Source organism: Candidatus Pantoea persica, assembly GCF_013753875.1.
In the GTDB taxonomy this organism is placed as follows: Bacteria; Pseudomonadota; Gammaproteobacteria; order Enterobacterales; family Enterobacteriaceae; genus Pantoea; species Pantoea persica.
Genome location: NZ_SMDS01000019.1, coordinates 119,401 through 143,277 on the forward strand (window position 1 = coordinate 119,401; position 23,877 = coordinate 143,277).

General features: G+C 59.6%; 16 protein-coding genes and 7 pseudogenes. 20 read left to right on the forward strand and 3 right to left on the reverse strand.

The genetic code is table 11. The features are described from left to right. Positions 1–4: 4 nt before the first annotated feature. The 10 genes from fabD to ptsG all read left to right on the forward strand — a co-directional run bounded on the left by fabD (position 5) and on the right by ptsG (position 9,495). The gene (fabD, locus tag EIO60_RS11265) at positions 5–937 is read left to right on the forward strand and encodes an ACP S-malonyltransferase (protein WP_258576847.1); all 933 of its coding nucleotides are present in this window, start codon (positions 5–7) and stop codon (positions 935–937) included. A gap of 10 nt (positions 938–947) precedes the next feature. Further along, positions 948–1,682 (forward strand): 3-oxoacyl-ACP reductase FabG, encoded by a 735-nt coding sequence (gene fabG, locus EIO60_RS11270; protein WP_258576848.1) that lies wholly within the window; start codon positions 948–950, stop codon positions 1,680–1,682. A gap of 153 nt (positions 1,683–1,835) precedes the next feature. After that, on the forward strand, positions 1,836–2,072 hold the full coding sequence (gene acpP / locus EIO60_RS11275; protein ID WP_258576849.1) for an acyl carrier protein: 237 nt from the start codon (positions 1,836–1,838) through the stop codon (positions 2,070–2,072). Between the two features lie 88 nt (positions 2,073–2,160). Further along, positions 2,161–3,402 (forward strand): beta-ketoacyl-ACP synthase II, encoded by a 1,242-nt coding sequence (fabF, locus tag EIO60_RS11280; protein ID WP_258576850.1) that lies wholly within the window; start codon positions 2,161–2,163, stop codon positions 3,400–3,402. A 122-nt stretch (positions 3,403–3,524) separates the two neighbouring features. After that, positions 3,525–4,337 (forward strand): aminodeoxychorismate lyase, encoded by an 813-nt coding sequence (pabC, locus tag EIO60_RS11285; protein ID WP_258576851.1) that lies wholly within the window; start codon positions 3,525–3,527, stop codon positions 4,335–4,337. Continuing rightward, a complete protein-coding gene (mltG, locus tag EIO60_RS11290) occupies positions 4,334–5,353 on the forward strand; it encodes an endolytic transglycosylase MltG (RefSeq protein ID WP_258576852.1) in 1,020 nt (339 codons plus the stop codon). Before pabC ends, mltG begins: the two co-directional genes overlap by 4 nt. Next, positions 5,343–5,975, forward strand: a complete 633-nt coding sequence (gene tmk / locus EIO60_RS11295) for a dTMP kinase (protein WP_258576853.1) — start codon at positions 5,343–5,345, stop codon at positions 5,973–5,975. The genes mltG and tmk overlap by 11 nt, the downstream gene beginning before the upstream one ends. Beyond that, complete coding sequence (gene holB, locus EIO60_RS11300; RefSeq protein ID WP_258576854.1) at positions 5,972–6,961, forward strand: DNA polymerase III subunit delta'; 990 nt, start codon at positions 5,972–5,974, stop codon at positions 6,959–6,961. The genes tmk and holB overlap by 4 nt, the downstream gene beginning before the upstream one ends. A 19-nt stretch (positions 6,962–6,980) precedes the next feature. Continuing rightward, entirely contained in the window at positions 6,981–7,772 is a 792-nt protein-coding gene (locus tag EIO60_RS11305) for a metal-dependent hydrolase (RefSeq protein WP_258576855.1), read from the forward strand. A 289-nt stretch (positions 7,773–8,061) separates the two neighbouring features. After that, entirely contained in the window at positions 8,062–9,495 is a 1,434-nt protein-coding gene (gene ptsG / locus EIO60_RS11310; RefSeq protein WP_258576856.1) for a PTS glucose transporter subunit IIBC, read from the forward strand. 358 nt (positions 9,496–9,853) lie between these two features. Here the strand turns inward: ptsG and bglB are convergent. After that, positions 9,854–10,984 (reverse strand): annotated as a pseudogene (gene bglB, locus EIO60_RS16795) (beta-galactosidase BglB). 9 nt (positions 10,985–10,993) lie between these two features. Then, a pseudogene (locus EIO60_RS11325) lies at positions 10,994–12,572 on the reverse strand (MFS transporter). A gap of 346 nt (positions 12,573–12,918) precedes the next feature. Here EIO60_RS11325 and hinT point away from each other — a divergent pair. From hinT to EIO60_RS11370, 9 genes and pseudogenes are all read left to right on the forward strand, one after another. Beyond that, complete coding sequence (gene hinT, locus EIO60_RS11330; protein WP_258576858.1) at positions 12,919–13,269, forward strand: purine nucleoside phosphoramidase; 351 nt, start codon at positions 12,919–12,921, stop codon at positions 13,267–13,269. 21 nt (positions 13,270–13,290) lie between these two features. After that, positions 13,291–13,678 (forward strand): annotated as a pseudogene (locus EIO60_RS16190) (YcfL family putative periplasmic lipoprotein). Between the two features lie 10 nt (positions 13,679–13,688). Next, on the forward strand, positions 13,689–14,255 hold the full coding sequence (gene lpoB, locus EIO60_RS11340) for a penicillin-binding protein activator LpoB (protein WP_258576860.1): 567 nt from the start codon (positions 13,689–13,691) through the stop codon (positions 14,253–14,255). Beyond that, on the forward strand, positions 14,239–14,622 hold the full coding sequence (locus tag EIO60_RS11345; protein ID WP_258576861.1) for a phosphotransferase: 384 nt from the start codon (positions 14,239–14,241) through the stop codon (positions 14,620–14,622). The genes lpoB and EIO60_RS11345 overlap by 17 nt, the downstream gene beginning before the upstream one ends. Positions 14,623–14,644: 22 nt before the next feature. Continuing rightward, positions 14,645–14,812 carry a hypothetical protein gene (locus EIO60_RS11350; RefSeq protein ID WP_258576862.1) on the forward strand — a complete coding sequence of 56 codons (168 nt, stop codon included), beginning with the start codon at positions 14,645–14,647 and terminating at the stop codon, positions 14,810–14,812. 35 nt (positions 14,813–14,847) lie between these two features. After that, positions 14,848–15,678, forward strand: a pseudogene (locus tag EIO60_RS11355) (glycoside hydrolase family 3 N-terminal domain-containing protein). A gap of 40 nt (positions 15,679–15,718) precedes the next feature. Next, positions 15,719–16,236, forward strand: a pseudogene (gene ycfP, locus EIO60_RS11360) (alpha/beta hydrolase YcfP); the annotation flags it as partial. A 53-nt stretch (positions 16,237–16,289) separates the two neighbouring features. Further along, positions 16,290–17,063, forward strand: a pseudogene (locus tag EIO60_RS11365) (NAD(P)/FAD-dependent oxidoreductase); the annotation flags it as partial. Positions 17,064–17,357: 294 nt separating this feature from the next. Further along, positions 17,358–17,805, forward strand: a pseudogene (locus EIO60_RS11370) (glycine zipper 2TM domain-containing protein). A gap of 101 nt (positions 17,806–17,906) precedes the next feature. On the opposite strand, the gene putA reads toward EIO60_RS11370, so the two are convergent. After that, positions 17,907–21,854, reverse strand: coding sequence for a trifunctional transcriptional regulator/proline dehydrogenase/L-glutamate gamma-semialdehyde dehydrogenase (gene putA, locus EIO60_RS11375; protein WP_258576863.1), 3,948 nt, complete (start codon positions 21,852–21,854; stop codon positions 17,907–17,909). Positions 21,855–22,290: 436 nt separating this feature from the next. Here putA and putP point away from each other — a divergent pair, with 436 nt between their 5' ends. Beyond that, positions 22,291–23,775 carry a sodium/proline symporter PutP gene (gene putP, locus EIO60_RS11380; protein ID WP_258576864.1) on the forward strand — a complete coding sequence of 495 codons (1,485 nt, stop codon included), beginning with the start codon at positions 22,291–22,293 and terminating at the stop codon, positions 23,773–23,775. Positions 23,776–23,877 lie beyond the last annotated feature (102 nt).

A 23,877-nucleotide genomic window follows, 5' to 3' on the forward strand; every position in this document is an offset into this window, starting at 1 on the left:
GAAGATGACGCAATTTGCATTTGTTTTTCCCGGTCAGGGCTCACAGACCGTTGGCATGCTGGCAGAGCTGGCCGCCGTCTATACGCTGGTGGAAGAGACTTTCCGCGAAGCGTCTGACGTGCTGGGATACGATCTCTGGCAGCTGGTCTGCGCGGGTCCGGCTGAAGAGCTGAATAAAACCTGGCAGACGCAGCCGGCGTTGCTGGCCGCCTCTGTCGCGATCTATCGCGTCTGGCAGCAGCAGGGCGGCAAGCAGCCGTCGCTGATCGCCGGTCACAGTCTTGGCGAATACTCCGCGCTGGTTTGCGCGGGCGTGCTTGACTTCGCCGACGCCATCAAGCTGGTGGAACTGCGCGGCAAGCTGATGCAGGAAGCGGTGCCTGAAGGCAGTGGCGCCATGCAGGCGATTATCGGTCTGGATGACGCGGCGATTCGCAAAGCCTGCGAAGAGAGCGCTCAGGGTCAGGTGGTGTCGCCGGTGAACTTCAACTCACCGGGCCAGGTGGTAATCGCCGGCAACAAAGAAGCGGTTGAACGCGCAGGTGCTGCCTGCAAAGCCGCAGGCGCAAAACGCGCGCTGCCACTGCCGGTAAGCGTGCCGTCGCACTGCGCGCTGATGAAACCGGCGGCGGACAAGCTGGCGGTTGCGCTGGAAAACATCGCTTTTAACGCGCCATCGGTTCCAGTGGTCAGTAACGTTGACGTAAAATGCGAAAGCGACGCGGTGGCGATTCGCTGCGCGCTGGTGCGCCAGCTCTACAGCCCGGTCCGCTGGACCGAGAGCGTGGAGTTTATGGCGTCGCAGGGCATGACCCAACTGCTGGAAATAGGGCCGGGCAAAGTGCTGACGGGCCTGACCAAACGTATTGTAGATAGCCTGACGGCTGCGGCAGTCAACGATCCGATGTCGCTTTCTGCCGCCCTTGAACAGGAATAAGAGGAAAAACATGAGCTTTGAAGGTAAAGTTGCGCTGGTTACGGGCGCGAGCCGCGGTATCGGACGCGCCATTGCGGAAACGCTGGTCGCACGCGGCGCAAAAGTGATCGGCACGGCGACCAGCAAAAGCGGCGCAGAGGCGATCAGCGCTTACCTCGGCGATAACGGCAAAGGTCTGCTGCTGAATGTGACCGATCCCGCATCGATCGACAGCGTGCTGGAGAAGGTGCGCGCAGAATTTGGCGAAGTAGACGTTTTGGTTAATAATGCAGGCATTACGCGTGATAATCTGCTGATGCGCATGAAAGACGACGAGTGGGCGGATATCCTCGATACCAACCTAACGTCCGTCTTCCGCCTCTCCAAGGCGGTAATGCGCGCCATGATGAAAAAACGTAATGGCCGTATTATCACTATCGGTTCCGTTGTCGGCACCATGGGCAACGCGGGTCAGGCAAACTACGCTGCAGCTAAGGCGGGTTTGATTGGCTTTAGCAAATCACTGGCGCGTGAAGTGGCGTCACGTGGCATTACTATAAACGTCGTGGCTCCGGGCTTTATTGAAACGGATATGACGCGAGCAATGAGCGAAGATCAACGTTCCGGCATTTTGGCGGAGGTTCCGGCTGGTCGTTTAGGCGACGCGCAGGAAATCGCCAATGTTGTTGCATTCTTAGCCTCTGACGAAGCAGCCTACATCACGGGTGAGACGCTGCACGTCAACGGCGGCATGTACATGGTCTGATAATCACGAAATCAGTTGCAATGTTTGCGGCAAAAACCGCAAAATAGCCTAAAATCGTGGTTCGGCCAGCCGAGATTTTGTTGCATCTTTTTCGACATTTTATACACTACGAAAACCATCGCGAAAGCGAGTTTTGATAGGAAATTAAATAGTATGAGCGATATCGAACAACGCGTTAAGAAAATCATTGCTGAGCAGCTGGGTGTGAAAGAGGAGGAAGTAACTAACTCTGCATCTTTCGTTGAAGACTTGGGTGCTGATTCTCTTGACACCGTTGAGCTGGTAATGGCTCTGGAAGAAGAGTTTGATACTGAAATTCCAGATGAAGAAGCTGAGAAAATCACTACCGTTCAGGCAGCGATCGACTACATCAATAGCCATCAAGGCTAATGAATACCTTCGGGCGGTTACTCGACCGCCTGAGTTTTATTCTAGCTAGCCCCACAGCGTATCTATTTCCCCTCCCTGGAGGACGAACGTGTCTAAGCGTCGTGTAGTTGTGACCGGTCTTGGCATGTTGTCTCCTGTCGGCAAAACCGTAGAGTCTACCTGGAGTGCTCTCCTTGCCGGTCAGAGCGGCATTAACCTGATCGACCATTTTGATACGAGTGCCTATGCAACCCGTTTTGCTGGCATCATAAGAGATTTTAATTGTGATAAAATCATCTCGCGCAAAGATCAGCGCAAGATGGATTACTTCATCCAATACGGCATTGTTGCCGGCGTGCAGGCCATGCAGGATTCAGGTCTGGTTGTCACTGACGAGAACGCTGCCCGCATCGGCGCGGCAATCGGTTCCGGCATTGGCGGACTGGGTCTGATCGAAGAGAACCACACTTCGCTGGTTAACGGCGGTCCGCGCAAAATCAGTCCGTTCTTTGTCCCGTCGACCATTGTGAACATGATCGCTGGCCATCTGACGATTATGTACGGAATGAAAGGGCCCAGTATCTCTATCGCGACGGCCTGTACTTCCGGCGTGCACAACATCGGCCATGCGGCGCGCATTATCGTCTATAACGATGCTGACGTGATGCTGGCGGGCGGCGCAGAAAAAGCCAGTACGCCGCTGGGTGTGGGCGGTTTCGGCGCGGCGCGCGCGCTGTCGACGCGAAATGATAACCCGCAGGCGGCCAGCCGCCCGTGGGATAAAGATCGCGACGGCTTCGTGCTGGGCGACGGCGCAGGCATTATCGTACTGGAAGAGTTCGAGCATGCGAAAAAGCGCGGCGCGAAAATCTATGCGGAAATCGTCGGCTTCGGCATGAGCAGCGACGCCTACCATATGACCTCGCCGCCGGAAAACGGCGCAGGCGCGGCACAGGCGATGGAAAATGCGCTGCGTGACGCGCAGCTGTCGCCAGAGCAGATCGGCTACGTCAACGCGCACGGCACCTCGACGCCGGCCGGTGACAAAGCGGAAGCGCAGGCGGTGAAAACCATTTTCGGCGCGGCGGCGAAAACAGTGATGGTCACCTCCACCAAGTCGATGATCGGCCATCTGCTGGGCGCGGCGGGCGCGGTAGAGTCTATCTACTCAATTCTGGCGCTGCGCGACCAGGCCATTCCGCCCACAATAAATCTGGACAATCCAGATGAAGGGTGCGACCTCGACTTCGTGCCGCATACGGCGCGTCAGGTCAGCGGACTGGAGTATACGCTGTGTAACTCCTTCGGCTTCGGCGGCACCAACGGCTCGCTGATCTTCCGCAAGATCTGAGGCTTCACGATATGCCAGAAGGCCCGCACATGCGGGCCTTTTTTTATTCTGAAAAGGACTGGAACGAATTTTCACGCAACAAAGCGGTACTTTACCCCTTTTTTAGCCCATGAGGACAGGCCATGTGGATAAATGGTAACCAGCAATCCCTGCTGCCCGCCAGCGATCGCGCCGTTCAGTTTGGCGACGGCTGCTTTACCACCGCCGCGGTATATCACGGTGAAATTCAGCTGCTGCCGGCGCACCTGCAGCGTCTGCGACAGGGCTGCGAGCGGCTGATGCTGCCGACGGTGGACTGGGAAAAGCTGGAGGCGGAGATGCGCGCCGCCGCGCAGTCGCAAACGCAGGCGGTGTTAAAGGTAATTATCAGCGCCGGCGCGGGCGGACGTGGCTACAGCCGCCAGGGAACCGGCGACGCGACGCGGCTTATATCTCTCTCACCCTGGCCTCACCACTATCAGCGGCTGCAGACGCAGGGCGTTAGGCTGGAAACCAGCCCGATACGGCTGGCGCAACAGCCGCAGCTGGCGGGCGTCAAGCACCTCAATCGTCTGGAACAGGTGCTGATCCGCGCGCATCTCGATCGCAGCGACAGCGACGAGGCGCTGGTGCTTGACACAGTGGGCTACGTGGTGGAATGCTGTGCGGCCAATTTATTCTGGCGGCAAGGTAGCGCGTTTTTCACGCCCGATCTGATGCAGGCGGGCGTGGACGGCATAATGCGGCGCTATCTGATGGCGCAAATGGCCAGCGCAGGCCAGCCTTGTCAGGTGGTGCGCTGTCGGCCGGCGCAGCTGCTCGAGGCGGATGAGGTTGTTATCTGCAATGCGCTGATGCCGGTCCTGCCGGTGCGGCAGATCGATCACAAGACGTTCAGCGAGCGAACACTGTACCGCCAGCTGCAGGAAAGCTGTTATTCAATGGAAGCAAAATGAGTCGACTAAAAAAATTCGTCGCCGTCGCCGCGGTGATCCTCGCCCTAGCGGCTGCTTATAGCTACTGGCAGATCCAGCGCTTCGCCGCCGCTCCGCTGACGATTGAGCAGGAAACCCTGTACACGCTGCCAGCTGGCACCGGGCGGATCGCGCTGGAGGCGCAGCTGGAGAGCCAGTACCTGATCCCGAAAAGCATCTGGTTTGGCCCGCTGCTGAAGCTGGAGCCGCAGCTGGCCCAGTTCAAAGCGGGCACCTATCGGCTGGAAAAAGGCATGACGGTACGGGGGCTGCTGGCGCTTCTGGCCAGCGGCAAAGAGGCGCAGTTTTCGCTGCGGCTGGTGGAAGGGCAGCGCCTCAGTGAGTGGCTCGCGGTACTACGCGCCGCGCCCTATGTGAAACACAGGCTGCAAGATGACCAGTTCGCGATCCTGGCGAAAGCGCTCGCCGTCGAGCCGCAGACGCTGGAAGGCAGCTTCTATCCGGACACCTATCTCTATACCGCCAACACCAGCGACGTGGCGCTGCTGCAGCGCGCCCATGCCCGCATGAGCACGTTGGTGGATCAGGTCTGGAAAAATCGCATGGCGGATCTGCCCTATAAAAATTCTCAAGAGCTGTTGACCATGGCATCGGTTATCGAAAAAGAGACCGCTGTCAGCACGGAGCGCGCGCGCGTCGCCTCGGTGTTTATCAACCGGCTGCGCACCGGCATGAAGCTGCAAACCGACCCCACGGTGATTTACGGCATGGGCGACAGCTACAGCGGAACGCTGACGCGCAAAGATCTCGAGACGCCGACGGCGTACAATACCTACACCATAAGCGGTCTGCCGCCTGGCCCCATCGCCGCGCCGAGCCGCGCCTCGCTGGAAGCGGCCGCGCACCCGGAGAAAACCAACTATCTCTATTTTGTTGCCGATGGCAAAGGCGGTCACACTTTTACCACCAACCTCGCCAGCCACAACCGGGCCGTGCAGGTTTACCGGCAAACGCTGAAGGAAAAAGATGAAAAGTAAGTTTATCGTCATTGAGGGCCTGGAAGGCGCCGGAAAAACCACCGCGCGCGAGGCGATCGTCGCCATGCTGCGCGAGCAGGGCGTAGAAGATATCGTGTTTACCCGCGAGCCGGGCGGTACGCCGCTGGCTGAACAGCTGCGCGTACTGGTGAAGCAGGGCATCGAAGGAGAGCAGGTCACCGACAAAGCGGAGCTGCTGATGCTCTATGCCGCCCGCGTGCAGCTGGTGGAAACGGTCATCAAGCCTGCGCTGGCGCGAGGTGCCTGGGTGATTGGCGATCGGCACGATCTCTCTTCGCAGGCCTACCAGGGTGGCGGCCGCGGGCTGGACAGCGAGCTGATGCGCATCCTGCGCGAGGCGGTGCTGGGCGATTTCCGCCCCGATCTGACCCTCTATCTCGACGTCACGCTGGAGATTGGCCTTCAGCGCGCCCGCGCCCGCGGCGCGCTGGATCGCATTGAGCAGGAGTCGCTGCGCTTCTTTGAGCGCACCCGCGAGCGCTATCTGGCGCTGGCGGCGGCGGATGCCTCTATCCTCACCGTCGACGCCACGCAGCCGCTGGCCAGCGTGACGCAGGCGATCCGCGCCACGCTGGCGCGCTGGCTGGAACAGCAGGCATGAACTGGTATCCGTGGTTGAATCAGCCTTACCGACACATTATCAGCCAGCACCAGGCTGGCCGCGCGCACCACGCGCTGCTGCTTCAGGCGCTCGACGGCATGCGCGACGACGCGCTTGTGTGGGGCATCAGCCGCTGGCTGATGTGCCAACAGCCAGCGGGCCTGAAGAGCTGTGGCGCCTGCCACGGCTGCCAGCTGATGCAGGCGCAGACGCATCCCGACTGGTATCGTCTTGAGGCGGAGAAAGGCAAAAGCACGCTGGGCATCGACGCCGTGCGTCAGGTCACGGAAAAGCTCTACCACTACGCCCAACAGGGCGGGGCGAAGATCGTCTGGCTGCCGGACGCCGCTCAGCTGAGCGAATCGGCGGCAAACGCCCTGTTGAAAACGCTGGAAGAGCCGCTGGCCAACTGCTGGTTTTTTCTCAGCAGCCGCGAGCCGTCGCGCCTGCTGGCCACGCTGCGTAGCCGCTGTATGACGCTGGTGCTCTCTCCGCCGGATGAGGCGCAAAGCCTGCAGTGGCTGAGCCGCCAGCTGCCGCAGGATAACGCGGCGCTGCGAACCGCGCTGCGCCTCAGCGCCGGCGCGCCAGCCGCCGCGCTGCGGCTGCTGGAAACGGCACGCTGGCAGACGCGCCAGACGCTGTGCGATACGCTGCCGGCCGCGCTACGACAGGACATCCTGCAGCTGCTGCCGACGCTGAACGGCGAGGATGTGGCCGAACGTATCAGCTGGCTGATCTCGCTGCTGATAGACGCGATCAAATGGCAGCTGCGGGCGGGCCACTGGCTGAGCAACCCCGATCGACAGGATGTAGTGGCGCTGCTGGCGCAAACTTTTTCCACCCGTGCGCTGGACGAGAGCGCGCGCGACTGGATGCAGTGTCGTGAACAGCTGCTCCACGTGGCGGCCGTCAACCGTGAACTTTTGTTAACTGACCGACTGCTGAGCTGGGCCTGCAGGCGCAAGCCCGACGTGGTCGCTTAACGCTATTATAGGACAAGCTATGTTTATTGTGGATTCCCACTGCCATCTCGATGGCCTGGACTATGAGAAAAATCACCGCGATCTCAACGATGTGCTGGCCAAGGCCGCCGCACGCGACGTGAAGTTTATGCTGGCGATTGCTACGACGCTGCTAGGCTTCCACACGCTGAAGGCGCTGGTCGGCGAGCGGGAGAACATTGCGCTTTCGGTCGGCGTCCATCCGCTGAATCAGGAGGCGCCGTACGACGTAGAGGAGTTTCGCCGTCTGGCTGCCGATCCGCGCGTGGTCGCGCTGGGCGAAACGGGCCTTGACTACTACTATCAGCAGGAAAACAAGGCGCAGCAGCAGGCGTCGTTCCGCGAGCATATTCGCACTGGCATTGTGTTGAACAAGCCGATTATCGTGCACACCCGTGACGCGCGTGACGATACGCTGGCAATCTTACGCGAAGAGCAGGTCGAGCGCTGCGGTGGCGTCCTGCACTGCTTTACGGAAGATCAGGCAACCGCGGCGAAGCTGCTGGATATGGGCTTCTACATCTCTTTCTCCGGCATTGTCACTTTCCGCAACGCCGAGCAGCTGCGCGATGCCGCGCGCTATGTGCCGCTAGATCGCATGCTGGTGGAGACCGATTCCCCCTATCTGGCGCCAGTGCCTTACCGCGGCAAAGAGAATCAGCCCGCCTATACCCGTGACGTGGCCGACTATATGGCTGTGCTGAAAGGGGTCGATATCGAGACGCTGGCGGCTGCCACCACACAAAACTTCTCCGCCCTTTTTAAGGTGCCGATGAGCCGTCTTGGCAGCTAAGGCTTTATTTTAAAGTCCGTAATAATTCTGTCTTACCGATAAAAATAGCCCTGTTTTTCACAGCAGGGCTGCTTTTTTATGGGGTAAAATCTCGCTATGTCAGTTAAGAACCTACTTAATATCGTTTCTGAGTAATTTAGGAAACGTGATAGCCATCAAAGTACGATTTGCTTATTTATTTTACCATTCATAATAATTAAAAGGCGGTCACCGCCATATAGGTTGCAGATCCTCCTCCGTGACCCAGCGTACTTCGCAAAATCGCACTCATACTCAGGAGCTTCAGGCTATGTTCAAGAACGCATTTGCGAACCTGCAAAAGGTCGGTAAATCGCTCATGCTGCCGGTATCGGTTCTGCCGATTGCCGGCATTTTGTTAGGCATTGGTTCAGCCAACTTCAGCTGGCTGCCCGCGGTCGTTTCCCACGTGATGGCGGAAGCGGGCGGTTCGGTGTTTGCCAACATGCCGCTGATCTTCGCCATCGGCGTGGCGCTCGGCTTTACCAACAACGACGGCGTATCCGCGCTGGCGGCGGTTGTGGACTACGGCATTATGGTGAAAACCATGGCGGTAGTCGCACCGCTGGTTCTGCATCTGCCGGCGGCGGAAATTGAGGCCAAGCATCTGGCTGATACGGGCGTGCTGGGCGGCATTATCGCTGGTTCGATAGCGGCCTATATGTTCAACCGCTTCCATCGCATCAAGCTTCCAGAGTATCTCGGCTTCTTCGCCGGCAAACGCTTTGTGCCGATTATCTCCGGCCTGACGGCGATCGTGCTGGGCGTGCTGCTCTCCTTTATCTGGCCACCGGTGGGCGCCGCCATTCAGGAGTTTTCGCATTGGGCGGCCTACCAGAACCCGGTCGTCGCCTTCGGTATCTATGGCGTGGTTGAGCGTTCGCTGGTGCCCTTTGGTCTGCACCACATCTGGAACGTGCCTTTCCAGATGCAGATTGGCGAGTTCACCAACGCGGCGGGCCAGGTGTTCCACGGCGATATTCCGCGCTATATGGCGGGCGACCCGACCGCAGGCAAACTCTCTGGCGGCTTCCTGTTAAAAATGTATGGCCTGCCGGCGGCGGCTATCGCTATCTGGCACTATGCTAAGCCGGAAAACCGCGCTAAAGTGGGCGGCATCATGATCTCGGCCGCGCTGACCTCGTTCCTGACCGGTATCACCGAGCCGATCGAGTTCTCCTTTATGTTTGTGGCGCCGATCCTGTATGTGATTCATGCCATCCTGGCGGGTCTGGCGTTCCCGATCTGTATTCTACTAGGCATGCGTGACGGCACCAGTTTCTCGCACGGTCTGATTGACTTTATCGTCCTGAGCGGCAACAGCAGCAAAATCTGGCTCTTCCCGATTATCGGGATCATCTACGGCCTGATTTACTACACGGTGTTCCGCGTGCTGATTGCGAAGCTGAACCTGAAAACGCCGGGCCGTGAAGAGACGGCCAGCGAATCAAGCTCGGCTACCGGCACCGAGATGGCGGGCAAGCTGGTTACCGCCTTCGGAGGCAAAGAGAACATCACCAATCTGGACGCCTGCATTACCCGCCTGCGTGTCAGCGTGGCGGATGTCAGCAAGGTTGACCAGAATGAGCTGAAAGCCCTTGGCGCGCGCGGCGTGATAGTGGCAGGCTCCGGCGTACAGGCCATTTTCGGCACCAAGTCCGATAACCTGAAAACCGATATGGACGACTACATCCGTAACATGTAATGCGTCATATAAAAAAAGCCCCGCAAGGGGCTTTTTTTGTTTGGGCAATGCGCTAGCGCGAATGAGAGGGTTTAATCACTCAGCCGCTCAGCCGCTCAGCCGCTCAGCCGCTCAGCCGCTCAGCCGCTCGGCAGGCAAGTCGCAAAAGCGGCACCCTGCCAGCCCGGACCACGCGAATACGCGCCTCATCCCTGAGGTGCGCCCGTAAACCGGCCAACGCAATGCGTTGTTCAAACGCCTCGGCGTTTTGCCCCTGTCAGAGAACGCTTTGCTCTTCACGCCATCTCATTTGCTGACGGGCTTTTGCAGCTAGACATAAAAAAAGCCCCTTGCGGGGCTTTTTGTTTTTACTCGGCAGTTACAGATAAACCCGCAGGTAATCCGTCAGGCACAGCAGTGCCATCGCCTGACCATAGGGCATTGATGTGAGCGGAACGTAGCGATAGTAGTCGAGGTCGCTGCCCATGGCGGTACCGAAAGACACCTGTCAGCTCGGAATCCTCGTCGATATTGGCAATCACGCCGCGCAGCGCGGCAAGTCCGGTAGGCAGGTAGTCGGGGCTCAGATAGCGCTTGCGCACCGCTTTGATGCCGTAGGCGAAGCCGGCGGTTGCGGGGGCTTCCAGATAGCTGTCGGGATCGTCGAGCAGGGTATGCCACAGGCCGCTCGGATGCTGACAGTCGCGCAGGGCTTTGACCTGGCTCTCCAGCACCTGCTGCAGAAAGCGGCGCGTCGCATGGTGTTCCGGTCAGTTCATCACTCAAGGAAATCGGGAATAACGATCGTCAGCCAGCTATTGCCGCTCGCCCAGCGTGCATTGGCGAAGTTATGGCGACCCTCAAAGCTCCAGCCGTGGAACCAGAGCCCGGTCTGACGATCCATCAGATACTGGGTGTGCAACAGGAACTGATAGCTTGCCTCCTTAATAAACTCCGGCCGATCGAGCAGCTGGCCAATCTTAGCCAGCGCCATCACGCTCATCATCAGCGCATCGTCCCACAGCTGCTGATGGTTTTCGTTGTTGTAGACGATGATGCAGGCCGCCCTGTTCGGTACGCGGCATTTCATACATGACCCATTCCGCCCAGCGCTCCAGCACCGGGCGCCACGCCGCATTGCCGCTCTCTTCATAGCGGTAGGCCAGCGTCAGGAAGGGGCCACGTTGTTGACGTTTTTCGTCGGCGTGCCCTCGGCAAGATGCGCGGCGAACCAATCATCGATAATGCTCAGCGTTTGCTTGTCGCCGGTCTGCTGATAGTAGTGCAGCATACCGTAGAGGCCGATGCCGTGCATCCACTCCCAGCCCGCCCAGCCTTTGGTATCGATCACGCGCCCGTCATCCAGACGCAGCAGGAACTCTCCCGTTTCATCGGTAATATTCACCAGGTTTTGCGTCAGCTTGTGAATCAGTTGCAATAGCTCCTGGCGCGGCAGCAAAAATTCCTGTTGGCGCAAAAGAGCACTCTGTTTCACAGGAAATACAGTCATGGTTCGTTCCTATCGTTTTAAGGTCGTGGTAAGTGGCGCAGTGGCCAGTCGCGCATGCTTGAGCGGCGGCGCGGCCGGTTTATGCCGGTTAAGAAAGCCGATATTGTTATTGCCCCACAGGTTTTCATAGGGCATGCCGGCCAGCGTTTCGACGATGTTGCGCGCCTCTGGCGTAATGCTTTAGGCAGCACTTGGTCGGCTTCGCGCATCTTCAGCGTCTCTTTGCGCAGCACGGTGTGAGTCTGGAGATTGAGTTCGAAGCGCAGCGAGATCAGGAAGCCGCACGCCAGCACGCACAGCGTGCCGATGCTGAGAATGCCTAAAATGGTGTGGCCTACGCCTGGCGCCTGCGTCGCCTAAGCGGAGACGAAGCCGGACAGCTGCAGCACGATACCTACCAGCATCACTGCACCCACCTGCGATGCTTTGCGCGTCAGCGTCATGATGCCGGCGAAGATGCCTTCGCGGCGCTGACCGGCGATCACCTCATCCACGTCGGCGATGATATAGGTATAGGTGTTCCACGGAACGTATTTGATGCCGCCGCGGCTCAGATCGGCCAGAGCAGAAATCACCAGCAACAGCGACATGTTGTCGTTCATGCCCGCATACCAGAGGCCCGCGCAAGGAGATTGCCGCCAGACCGAAAAGCAGTACCACAGACGGTAGGCGGGCGCTGGTCCGATGCGGATACAGAGCGGAATCATGCCCATCACGGAGATGAACTGCAGTACCGCCATGATGCCCATCAGGTTTGGGGCGATTTGCGCGCTTTGCATTAGTACGAACACCACATACCAGGTAAACACCGCGTTAAAGACATCCTGCGCGATATAGCCGCCCAGATACATGCCGAGATGCTGGTGAAAGATGCGGATGCGCAGCGTTGAGGCGAGCTCTACATAGTGGCGCTTCAGACTTTGCAGCAGCGTCAGCTGGCGCTTTTCTTCCTCGGCGCGCCGCGACTCTTCTCAAAAGTCCTCCGCGTCGCGCTCCCAGATAAAGAGCCACACCAGCGTCAGCAACAGCGCGCAGATCACCGAGAAGACCAGGCTGGCGTAGAAAAAGGAGAGCGGATTATCTTCGCCGAGCGCCCCGATAAGAATGCCCGGTAGGAAGGCAGCCAGGATGGCGGAGAGCTGCGCCAGCGCGATGCGGGCACCGGAAAAGCGGATTTTTTGCTTGAAGTCGTCGGTCATCTCCGGTACCAGCGTCTCATAGGGCACCAGAATCATGGTGTAGACTACGTCAAACAGCAGATAGGTGGCGAGATACCACCAGAAGCCCATATCGCTCAGCCACATCAAGCTGTAGCTGAAGACCAGGGAATGCCGAGCTGAATAAAGAATTTCCGCCGGCCGAAGCGTTTGCCCAGCCAGGTCGAGCCAAAATTATCGGTTAAAAAGCCCATCAGCGGGCTGACTACCGCGTCTAGCACGCGTGCGGCGGCAAAAATAAAGGTGGCCTGAAGTGGCGTCAGGCCGCAGAAGGTGGTGTAAAAATAGAGCAGCCAGGCCGCAGTCAGAGCCGTGGTGCCAGCGCCGAAAAAATCTCCGGAGCCGTAAGCCAGATAGTGGCCGATACCAATTCAGATGCTCCTTTCTAGACAGTGTCATTTAATCTTTTATGATCCGGACGACAGATTCGGAATGGATAGAAAGTAGAGCCGCAGCGCAGGGCAAATCTTCGTTCATTCCGACAGGGTCTTGCGTCTGACTGGCAAAAATACAAAGAAAGGGGCGGCCCGCTCCTGATTTATAAAACGGCGCTTCATTTTTATGTTAAGCAAAGCGGAAAATGGCGCAGCCTGAAAAGCAGGGCGCGTAAATGGCGCAAAGGCAGCCAGTTAAACAGCGAAAAGTGGCGCTGAGCTTGAAAGAAATCAAATTTCTCGCGCATACTGATCGACTGTTAATCATTCAAGGAATGGCTCCATGGCTGAAGAAACTATTTTCAGTAAAATCATCCGTCGCGAAATCCCCGCAGACGTGGTGTATCAAGACGAACTGGTCACTGCGTTTCGCGATATCTATCCTAAAGCGCCGACCCATATTTTGATTGTGCCCAACGTGTTGATTCCCACCGCCAACGACGCGCTGCCCGCCCATGAGCAGGCGCTTGGCCGTCTCTTCACCGTCGCGGCGAAAATCGCCCGCGCCGAGGGCATTGACCATGATGGCTACCGCCTCATCGTCAACTGCAACCGTCACGGCGGTCAGGAGGTGTACCACATTCACATGCATTTGCTCGGCGGACGTCCACTGGGGCCGATGCTGGCCGACTGACTTTTCACACGGAAGCGAGCTATGCGCCCATGGCTGATGTGCATGCCGCTCCTGCTGACTCTGGCAGGGTGCAGCAGCGATAAACCGATGATTGATACCTCCCAGTCGCTGGTGATGGAGTCGTCGGTGCTTTCCGCTGGCATTATCACTGACGAACCGTTGGTGGATGAGTAGGAGGGGGCAGCAGCGCGCGCAGCATGCTCTATAATCAGCGCGAAACCTCGGTGGTCATCCACCTATCGTTATTACTGGTATGACGACAAACGACTGGAAATCACCTCGCGCGAGCCGGCGAAAACGGTCACCGTGCCGGCGCGCGGCAGCCTTGTCGCCGCTTCCCTAAATGGGCAAGCTGACGGCCAGCAAGGTTCGTCTCTATCTCTATCTCTATCTCTATCTCTATCTCTGAGGACTGCTACGTGATTCGCCGACTCCCTCGTTCCGGAGCGTTATTAATGGCGCTCATTCTTTCTGGCTGCGTGATCCAGCAGCAGCAACCCGCACCTGTCGAACCGACGCAACCGACTGAACCAACCCAACCGCAGCCGGTGCCACAGCCGCCGAAGCTGAAAACCATTAACTGGGACGCCAGTGTGCAGCCGCTGGTGGCGCAAATGCTGCGTTCGGCCAACAGCGCCACGCCGGGCAGCGTGCTAATGGTCGACCGCATTAAAAACAGCACCAACGGCGTATTGCAGAGCGAAAAGGCCACCGACGCCATTCATAACGCGCTGGCCAACAACGGCAAATTTCCCCTGGTGACCAACGATCAGCTGGCGCAGGCCAAGCTGACTCTGGGCCTGTCGCCGGACGACAGCCTCAACTCGCGCAGCAAGGCGATCGGCTTGGCGCGCACGCTGAACGCGCAGTATGTGCTCTACAGCACGGCGCAGGGCGATGTCAAAACCCCGACGCTGCAGATGCAGCTGATGCTGGTACAGACCGGCGAGATTATCTGGTCCGGCAAGGGTGTCGCTCAGAATTGATCCCCGGCTGTTGGCGCGCATCGCCCAGCGGCTGCCGGGCGTAAGCGCAAACGACCTCACGCCGCTGCCCGGGTTGACCGGGCAGAGCAGCAGGCTGGAAAGCGCGCAGGGCCGGTTTCTGCTGCGCCTGGCGTCGCAGCCGCCGATACCCCTATTAGATCGCCAGCGGGAAGCGCTCCTGCTGCACAAGCTGGCACCCAGAGGCCTGACGCCGCGGTCGCTACGGCTGGTGCCGCTGCATATGGATGTGCACGTCGACAACCTGATCGCAGCCGGGCAGGGGCTGCATCTGATCGACTGGGAATATGCGGCAGACGGCGATGTGGCGCTGGAACTGGCTACGCTCTGCACCGCTATGCCTGAGTAGGCGGAGCGCTGGCTGGCGGAGTATGCGCAGGCCACGCGTCTCTCTCTCTCTGCCGGCGCTGACGCAACAAGTTACACGCTGGCAGCTCTGGCTGCGGCTGCTGATGGCGAGCTGTTATCAGCTGCGCGCAGAGCCGCGGCGACACCGGGCTGCGTTAGCTGGCGCGCCACAGAGCTGGCAACACTTTTAATTTGCGCGGCGATAGCGCCGCGTCAGGAACGAGCTATGACGACACAAATTCCGGGCCCGCTGATGCTGGATGTCGAAGGCTTCGAACTCGACGGCGAAGAGCGCGAGCTGCTGCAGCATTCCACCGTGGGCGGGGTTATCCTTTTCGCGCGCAACTATCACGATCCGGCGCAACTTGCCGAGCTGGTGCGCCAGATCCGCACGGCGTCGCGTATGCGGCTGGTGGTCGCGGTCGATCAGGAAGGCGGTCGCGTGCAGCGTTTCCGCGACGGCTTTACTACGCTGCCGGCGATGCAGTCTTTCGCGGCGCTCGAGGATGCGGAAACCGGCGGCGAGCTGGCAGATGGCGGCGGAGATGATCGCCATGGATATCGACATTAGCTTCGCGCCGGTGCTGGATCTGGGCCATATCAGCGCGGATTTGCATAGAGACGCCGCGCGATCTTGCCACCCTGCACCAGCACGATATGCGCATCTTCTAGGCGCTGTTCGACTAGCCCGCTGCCCGCCAGCGGGTCCCCTTACTGGCTGAAGCATGTACTGCGTCAGGAGCTGGGCTTCGACGACGTTATCTTCTCGGACGACCTGTCGATGGAGGGCGCCGCCGTAATGGGCAGCTATGCGGAACGCGCGCAGCAGTAGCTCTCGGCGGGCTGCGATATGATTCTGGTCTGCAACCATCGCGCAGGGGCAATCAGCGTGCTGGATAATTTGATCGCGATCGGGGCTGAGCGTGTGCCGCACCTGTACCATCGGGGAACCATCACCCGCCAGAGCCTGCAGCAGAGCGCACGCTGGAAGCAGAACGCGCAGCAACAGAGCAACCTGCAGGCGCGCTGGCTGGAACACAAAGCGTCTGGAAAGTGAGGCCATCGCTCTCCTGACACGCACGTCGCTGAGAGGATCCATGATTATCTATCTGCACTGTTTTGATTCCACCAGTCCCGGCAATCACGAAAAGGTGCTGCAGCTACAGTTTATCGATCCCGACGTCAGGCTGATCGGCTACAGCACCCGCCACCCCAGACACGACATGCAGTTTCTGCTGAAAGAGACTGATAAAATGCTGTCGCAGAACAGCAGTGCGCAGCCGCTGATTTGCGGCGTCGGGCTGGGCGGCTACTGGGCGGAACGCATCGGCTTTCTCTACGGCATCCGTCAGGCGATCTTCAATCCAATCTCTTCCCCTTCGAAAATATGGAGGGAAAAATTGACCGGCCGGAAGAGTATCCCGATATCGCCACCAAGTGCGTCAGTGATTTTCGCGGGCGCAATCGCGACCGCTGCCTCGTCTTTCTGTCGCGGTGCGACGAAGCGCTGGACAGCGCACGCAGCGCCGCCACGCTGCACCCGTTTTACGAGATCGTCTGGGACGACATTGCCACGCACAAGTTCAGCAGCATCGCTCCCCACCTTCAGCGTATTCTATCGAGCTGGCGGAGATGCGCGACGACATTTCCGCCGGCGAGGGGCAGCAGGAGAACGTCAATATCGCTATTGTCGGCGGCGGGGCGACCGGTGTCGAGCTCTCCGCCGAGCTGCACTACGCGGTCAAGCAGCTGTACAGCTACGGATACAAAGGCCTGAGAAGTGAGGCGCTCAACGTTACGCTGGTAGAGGCGGGCGAGCGGATCCTGCCCGCGCTGCCGCCGCGCACAGCAAACTGACCAGGCTGGGCGTGCGCGTGCTGACGCAAAGCATGGTGACCAGCGCCGATAAGCAGGGGCTGCACATCAAGGGCGGCGAGTTTATCGAAGCAGACCTGATGGTCTAGGCAGCGGGCATCAAGGCGCCCGACTTCCTGAAAGAGATCGGCGGACTGGAAACCAACCGCATCAACCAGCTGGTGGTGAAAGAGACGCTGCAAACCACGCGCGATGAGAATATCTACGCCATCGGGCGACTGCGCCTCTTGCGCGCTGCCGTCTGACGGATTCGTGCCGCCTCGCGCCCAGTCGGTGCACTAGATGGCGTTGCGCGCCATGGAGAATATTCTCGCCCAGCGCAGCGGTAAGCCGCTGAAAGCCTATGTCTATAAGGATCACGGCTCGCTAGTGTCGCTGTCGCGTTTCAGTACCGTTGGCAGCCTGATGCGCGGGTCGATTATGGTGGAAGGGCGCATCGCGCGTTTTGTCTACATTTCCTTGTATTGTATGCATCAGATTGCGCTCCACGGCTACTTCAAGACTGGCCTGATGATGCTGGTGGGCAGCCTGAACCGCATAATTCGTCCGCGCCTCAAGCTGCCCTAATGGTTACCCGGCGGCACAAGCCGCCGTTTCCCGTTTCTTCGCGTTGTTTACCCGCTGACCCATAACACAAATTAATTTATTCTCACCGTTCGCTGCGCCTCTGAACTCTCCGAAAAGGTGGTCCTGATCGGCCCGCGCCCCGTTTTCCTCCATTAATCTGATGTTGCAATTTCGGGCCATCTGCAAAACTTTTCTTAACGAACACGGCGGGTCGTGCACGCTGTTAAGTGCCTCAACGATAGAGGATTACGTCGCGGCAGGAATGCACGGTAACAACTTCAGGAGGACAATCCTGTGAATAAATCAATGTTAGCGGGTATCGGTAGCGGCCGCTCTGGGCGTTGCAGCCGTCGCCAGCATGGACGTGTTTGACCATGGTCCGCAATATGCGCAGGTGCTTTCAGCGACGCCAATCAAAGAGAGCATCAAGCAGCCGCGACAGGGGTGTCGCAACGTGACGCTGATCCATCGTCGTCCGGTGCCGAATGAGGATCGCATCACCGGTTCGGTGCTGGGCGCCGTGGCGGGCGGCTACGCCGGCAATCAGGTGCAGGGCAGCATGCAGAGCCGTGACACCTACACCACCTCGGAGCAGCGCTGCAAAACGGTATTCGATAAACAAGAAAAGATGATGGGTGGTTATGACGTGACCTATAAGCAGGGCAAAATCCGCATGGAAAACGACCTTGGCACCCGCATCCCGCTGGACCGTAACGGCCAGCTGATCCTGAATAACAATTAGGCTTAATCGGGCAAAGATCCCCACTGCAACCCTAATGAAAAAGGCACATCCTGCGATGTGCTTTTTTTATGGCGCAAAGGTGGGCGCTGCGGCCCGCCGGGTTAGCCGATGGTCACCAGGCTGGTGTTGCCGCCCGCCGCGGCGGTATTGACGCTCAGCGAACGCTCAATCAGCAGACGCTCCAGCTGCAGATGGGTTTCACCGCGAGCGAAGCCCTGTACCGAGACAATCGCGCCGTCGCGCGCGGCGATCTGCTCGCACAGCGTGCGCAGCTGAGCGGCGTCGCCGTGGTAGATCACCGAGTCGAAGTGCGCGGCGAGCACGTCGCGCCCCAGCTCGATGCGCGCCTGCACCGCGTGCGGCAGAGCGTTGCGCAGCTTGCGGTGCAGCTCGTCATCTGGCCACAGCGCCTGGCTGCCGACGCTGGTCACCGCCGCCAGCTGCACCAGCGCATCCTGCTCATTATCCGCCAGGCAGAGCACGCGCTCGCGCGGCAGCAGCGAGAAAGTGTTGCTTTCGCCGGTCGGCCCGGTAAGCAGGCGCACCGTGCCCGCCTGCGTTAGCTCGGCGTAGCGCTGGCAGAGCGCAGCCAGCTCAGGCTTTTCCTTCGCCCAGGCGCTCAGCGCGTTATGCGGCATCAACAGCGCCTCGCGCAGCGAACCGTCCGCCGGGCGCTCGGCGTCCTGCCGGTTAAAGGTGGTGCTCAGCGCGGTTTCCGGACGACTGGCCAGCAGGCGGTAGAGGTAGAGCGGGCCGCCCGCTTTCGGACCGGTGCCGGAAAACCCTTCGCCGCCGAACGGCTGCACGCCGACCACCGCGCCCACCATATTTCGGTTGACGTAGAGGTTGCCTACTTTGGCGTTAGCCGTCACCTGGGCGATGGTCTCGTCGATGCGGGTATGCACGCCCAGCGTCAGGCCGTAGCCGCCGGCGTTGATCTGTTCAATCAGCTGCGGCAGCGTACTGCGTGCGAAGCGCACCACGTGCAGCACCGGACCGAAAATCTCCTTGTCGAGGTCGCTTACCTGGCTTAGTTCAATCAGTGTCGGCTTGATAAAGGTGCCGCTCTGCCACTCGGCGCTGTCCTGCGGATTCTCCAGCACCGCCTGATAAACGGCGTTGCCTTTATTGCGCATCGCCTGAATATGACGCTCGATATTGGCCTTCGCCTTGGTGTCGATCACCGGGCCGATATCGGTAGAGAGGCGCTCCGGGTTGCCCATGCGGCACTCCGCCATGGCGCCGCGCAGCATTTTCAGGGTGTGATCCGCCACGTCTTCCTGAACGCAGAGCAGGCGCAGCGCTGAGCAGCGCTGGCCGGCGCTGTCGAACGCCGAGGCGAGAATATCCACCACCACCTGTTCAGTCAGCGCGGAGGAGTCGACGATCATTGCGTTCAACCCACCGGTTTCCGCGATCAGCGGCGTCGGACGCCCCTGCGGATCGAGGCGGCCAGCGAGGTTGCGCTGCAGCAGCGTCGCCACGGCGGTAGAGCCGGTAAACATCACGCCGCGCACGCGCGCATCGCGCGTCAGCTGCGCGCCAACGGTTTCGCCCTTGCCGGGCAGCAGCTGCAGCACGCTGGCCGGCACGCCGGCATCCAGCAGGATCTGAACCGCCTGGGCGGCGATCAGCGGCGTCTGCTCCGCCGGTTTGGCCAGCACGCTGTTGCCCGCCGCCAGCGCGGCGGCGATCTGGCCGGTGAAGATCGCCAGCGGGAAGTTCCACGGGCTGATACAGACCACCGGACCTAGCGGGCGGTGCGTTTCGTTATCGAAATCGTCGCGCACTATGCCGGCGTAGTAGCGCAGGAAGTCTACCGCCTCGCGCACTTCGGCGATGGCGTTGTTGTAGGTCTTGCCCGCCTCACGCACCAGAATGCCGATCAGCCGCTGCATGCCGTCTTCCATATGCTGCGCGGCGCGATCGAGGATCGCCGCTCGCTCATTTGACGGCGTCGCGAACCAGATCTGTCCGGCGTTCACCGCGGCGTCCAGCGCCAGTGAGACTTCCGCTTCGCTCGCTTCGCGCACTTGGCCGACGATATCGTTCGGCGCGGCCGGATTGATCACCGGCAGGCTTTCGCCTTCGCCGATTTCGCCGTCAACTATCGGCTGCGCCAGCCAGGGATGGGCGGCGCTGCTCAGCAGCGCGCTGGAGAGCGACGCCAGGCGATGCTCGTTGGCCATGTCTATACCGGCGGAGTTGCTGCGTCCGGCGCCGTAAAGGTCGCGCGGCAGCGGAATTTTCGGGTGTGGCAGGCCAACAGCGCCTTCGCTGGCGCCGAGCTTTTCCACTTCGGCCACCGGATCGGCCACCAGCTCGTCAATCGGCAGCGAGGTGTCGGCGATGCGGTTAACGAAGGAGGTGTTGGCGCCATTCTCCAGCAGGCGGCGCACCAGATAGGCGAGCAGCGTCTCATGGGTGCCGACCGGCGCATAGATGCGGCAGGGACGGTTCAACTTACCGTCCGCCACTTTGCCCACCACCTGTTCGTAGAGCGGCTCGCCCATGCCGTGCAGGCACTGGAACTCATACTGCCCCGGATAGTAGTTGTTGCCGGCCAGCTGATAAATGGCCGCCAGCGTATGGGCATTGTGGGTTGCAAACTGCGGGTAAATCAGGTTCGGCACCGCCAGCAGCTTGCGCGCGCAGGCGAGATAGGAGATATCGGTGTAGATTTTGCGCGTATATACCGGATAGCCCTCAAGGCCCTCCACCTGGGCGCGCTTGATTTCGCTGTCCCAGTAGGCGCCTTTCACCAGACGGATCATCAAACGGCGGCGGCTGCGCTTCGCCAGATCGATCAGCGAATCGATCACGAACGGGCAGCGCTTCATATAGGCCTGAATCACGAAGCCGATGCCGTTCCAGCCTTCCAGCTCCGGCTCGAAGCAGAGCTTCTCCAGCAGATCGAGCGACAGCTCAAGGCGGTCCGCCTCTTCGGCGTCGATATTGATGCCGATATCGTAGGAGCGCGCCAGCAGCGTCAGGGATTTAAGGATCGGGTAGAGCTCTTGCATCACGCGGTCGTACTGAGCGCGGCTGTAGCGCGGATGCAGCGCCGACAGTTTGATCGAGATGCCCGGTCCTTCATAAATGCCGTGGCCGTTAGAGGCTTTGCCGATGGCGTGGATTGCCTGCTGGTAGGAAAGCAGATAAGCTTTGGCATCGCTGGCGGTCAGCGCCGCTTCGCCCAGCATATCGTAGGAGTAGCGGAAGCCTTTCTCCTCCAGCTTGCGCGCGTTGGCCAGCGCCTCGGCGATGGTTTCGCCGCTGACGAACTGCTCGCCCATCAGGCGCATCGCCATATCGACCCCTTTACGGATCAGCGGCTTGCCGCTCTTGCCGATAATGCGGTTCAGCGATCGCGACAGGTTCGCCTCGTTATGGGTTGAGACCAGGCGGCCGGTAAACGTCAGCCCCCAGGTGACGGCGTTGACGAACAGGGAAGGGCTGCGGCCGAGGTGCGACTGCCAGTTGCCGTTGCTGATCTTGTCGCGGATCAGCGCGTCGCGTGTCGGCTTGTCGGGAATGCGCAGCAGCGCTTCCGCCAGACACATCAGCGCTACGCCTTCCTGAGACGAGAGCGAGAACTCCTGCAGCAGGCTTTGCACCATGCCGGCGCGTCCGGTTGCCCCTTTCTGGTGCCGAAGCTTGTCCGCCAGGCTGTAGGCGAGCTGATGGGTTTTCTCCGCCAGCGCTGCGGGCAGGCGTGCCTGCTCCAGCAGCATCGGCACCGCATCGGTCTCGGGACGGCGCCAGGCAGCGGTGATAGTGGCGCGCGTTACCGACTGCGGCAGAATATGTTCAGCGAAGTCGAGAAAGGGCTTATGCGACTCTTCTGGCGCGCTCTCTTCCGCGTCCGCCTGGGTGCTGCTCGCCAGCGGGATCTCCGTCAGGGCGTTTCCGCTCTCCAGCTGGCCGAGATAGTTGAAAATAGCCTGCTTAATCAGCCAATGTGGGGTGCGGTCAATATTCTGCGCCGCCAGTTTGATGCGCTCACGAGTGGCTTCATCCAGCTTCACCCCCATGGTAATCATGCCCATGACGTCTCTGCTCCTGTTTAAGTATCTTACTGCGTGGTCAGCACTATCACTGACGTTGCAACTTTGTGCAACCGTGTAAAGTGTGACCTGCGTAGCAGCCTTTTTAACGATTAATTTGTTAATACCTGACAAGGCGGCATGGAACTTGCTGCAAAATTCTCGCCAACACTGCGCGGCACCAACTCACTGCATTTGTAAGGGGTTGCTTGGGTGCAACTGAGGAACTGTGAGCAAAATTACTGCATTAACAGGTGAAATCGCTGTGATGTCTGTGTTAAATCCATTGTGCGCTTTGCACCTTTCCGGCAGGATACCGCGCCTCAGGAAAAGTCGAGCGCCTGATTGTGGACGAAAACCTGCTGCGCCACCCCGTTCCGGCAGCGCGGCAGCGTGCGGTTTTTCTCGGGAAATCAACTATAAAGTGGAGAGACGAATAATGAGTGTAAGCACACCAATACTGGTGACCTTTTTTATTTATATTCTTGGAATGGTACTGATAGGCTTTATCGCTTACCGCTCCACCAAAAACTTTGACGATTATATCCTCGGCGGACGCAGTCTGGGCAGCTTAGTGACCGCGCTGTCGGCTGGGGCGTCAGATATGAGCGGCTGGCTGCTGATGGGCCTGCCCGGTGCCATCTTCCTCTCCGGCATTTCTGAAAGCTGGATCGCCATCGGCCTGATCATCGGCGCCTGGCTCAACTGGAAAATTGTCGCGGGCCGCCTGCGCGTGCAAACCGAGCACCACAACAATGCCCTGACGCTGCCGGACTTCTTTACCAGCCGCTTCGAAGACAACAGCAAAATTCTGCGCGTTATCTCGGCGCTGGTTATCCTGATCTTCTTCACCATCTACTGCGCTTCCGGTGTAGTGGCGGGCGCGCGCCTGTTTGAGAGCACCTTCGGCATGAGCTACGAAACGGCGCTCTGGGCAGGGGCGGCGGCGACCATTCTCTATACACTGGTGGGCGGTTTCCTCGCGGTAAGCTGGACCGACACCGTTCAGGCCAGCCTGATGATTTTTGCCCTGATCCTGACGCCGATCATCGTGATTATCGCAGTGGGCGGGCTGGACGACTCGCTGGCGGTGATCCGGGCGAAAAGCCTTGAAAACCTCGACATACTGAAAGGGCTCAATTTCGTCGCCGTGATTTCGCTGCTGGGCTGGGGCCTGGGCTATTTCGGCCAGCCGCATATCCTGGCGCGCTTTATGGCGGCAGATTCGCACCGCTCGATTCACACCGCGCGCCGCATCGGCATGGCGTGGATGGTGCTCTGCCTAGGCGGCGCGGTTGCCGTCGGCTTCTTCGGCATCGCCTATTTCCAGAACCATCCGGAGCAGGCGGCCGGGGTCAGCGGCAACGGCGAGCGCGTCTTTATCGAGCTGGCGCGCATCCTGTTCAACCCGTGGATCGCCGGTATCCTGCTCTCCGCGATTCTGGCGGCGGTGATGTCCACCCTGAGTTGCCAGCTGCTGGTCTGCTCCAGCGCGCTGACCGAAGATCTCTACAAGGGCTTTCTGCGTAAAAACGCCAGCCAGAAAGAGCTGGTATGGTTTGGCCGTGCCATGGTGCTGGTGGTGGCGCTGGTCTCTATTGCGCTGGCCGCCAACCCGGAAAACCGTGTGCTGGGGCTGGTCAGCTACGCCTGGGCCGGCTTCGGCGCCGCTTTCGGACCGGTGGTGCTGTTCGGCGTCTGCTGGAAGCGCATGACGCGCAACGGCGCGCTGGCAGGCATGGTGATCGGCGCGGCGACCGTGCTGATCTGGAAGCAGTACGGCTGGCTCGATCTCTATGAGATTATCCCCGGCTTCGTTTTCGCCAGCATCGCGATTGTGCTGTTCAGCGTGCTGGGCCGCGCGCCGTCGGTCGCTGCGCAGCAGCGCTTTGCCGCCGCGGAGGCGGAGTACTTCGCTAAATAACGCCTCGGTTGCCAACAGGCCCGCTTCCTTTATTACCGGAAGCGGGCCTTTTTTGCGTTTCGTTATGCAATAGTCGCGCAAGATTACTTGTTTTTTGGTCGG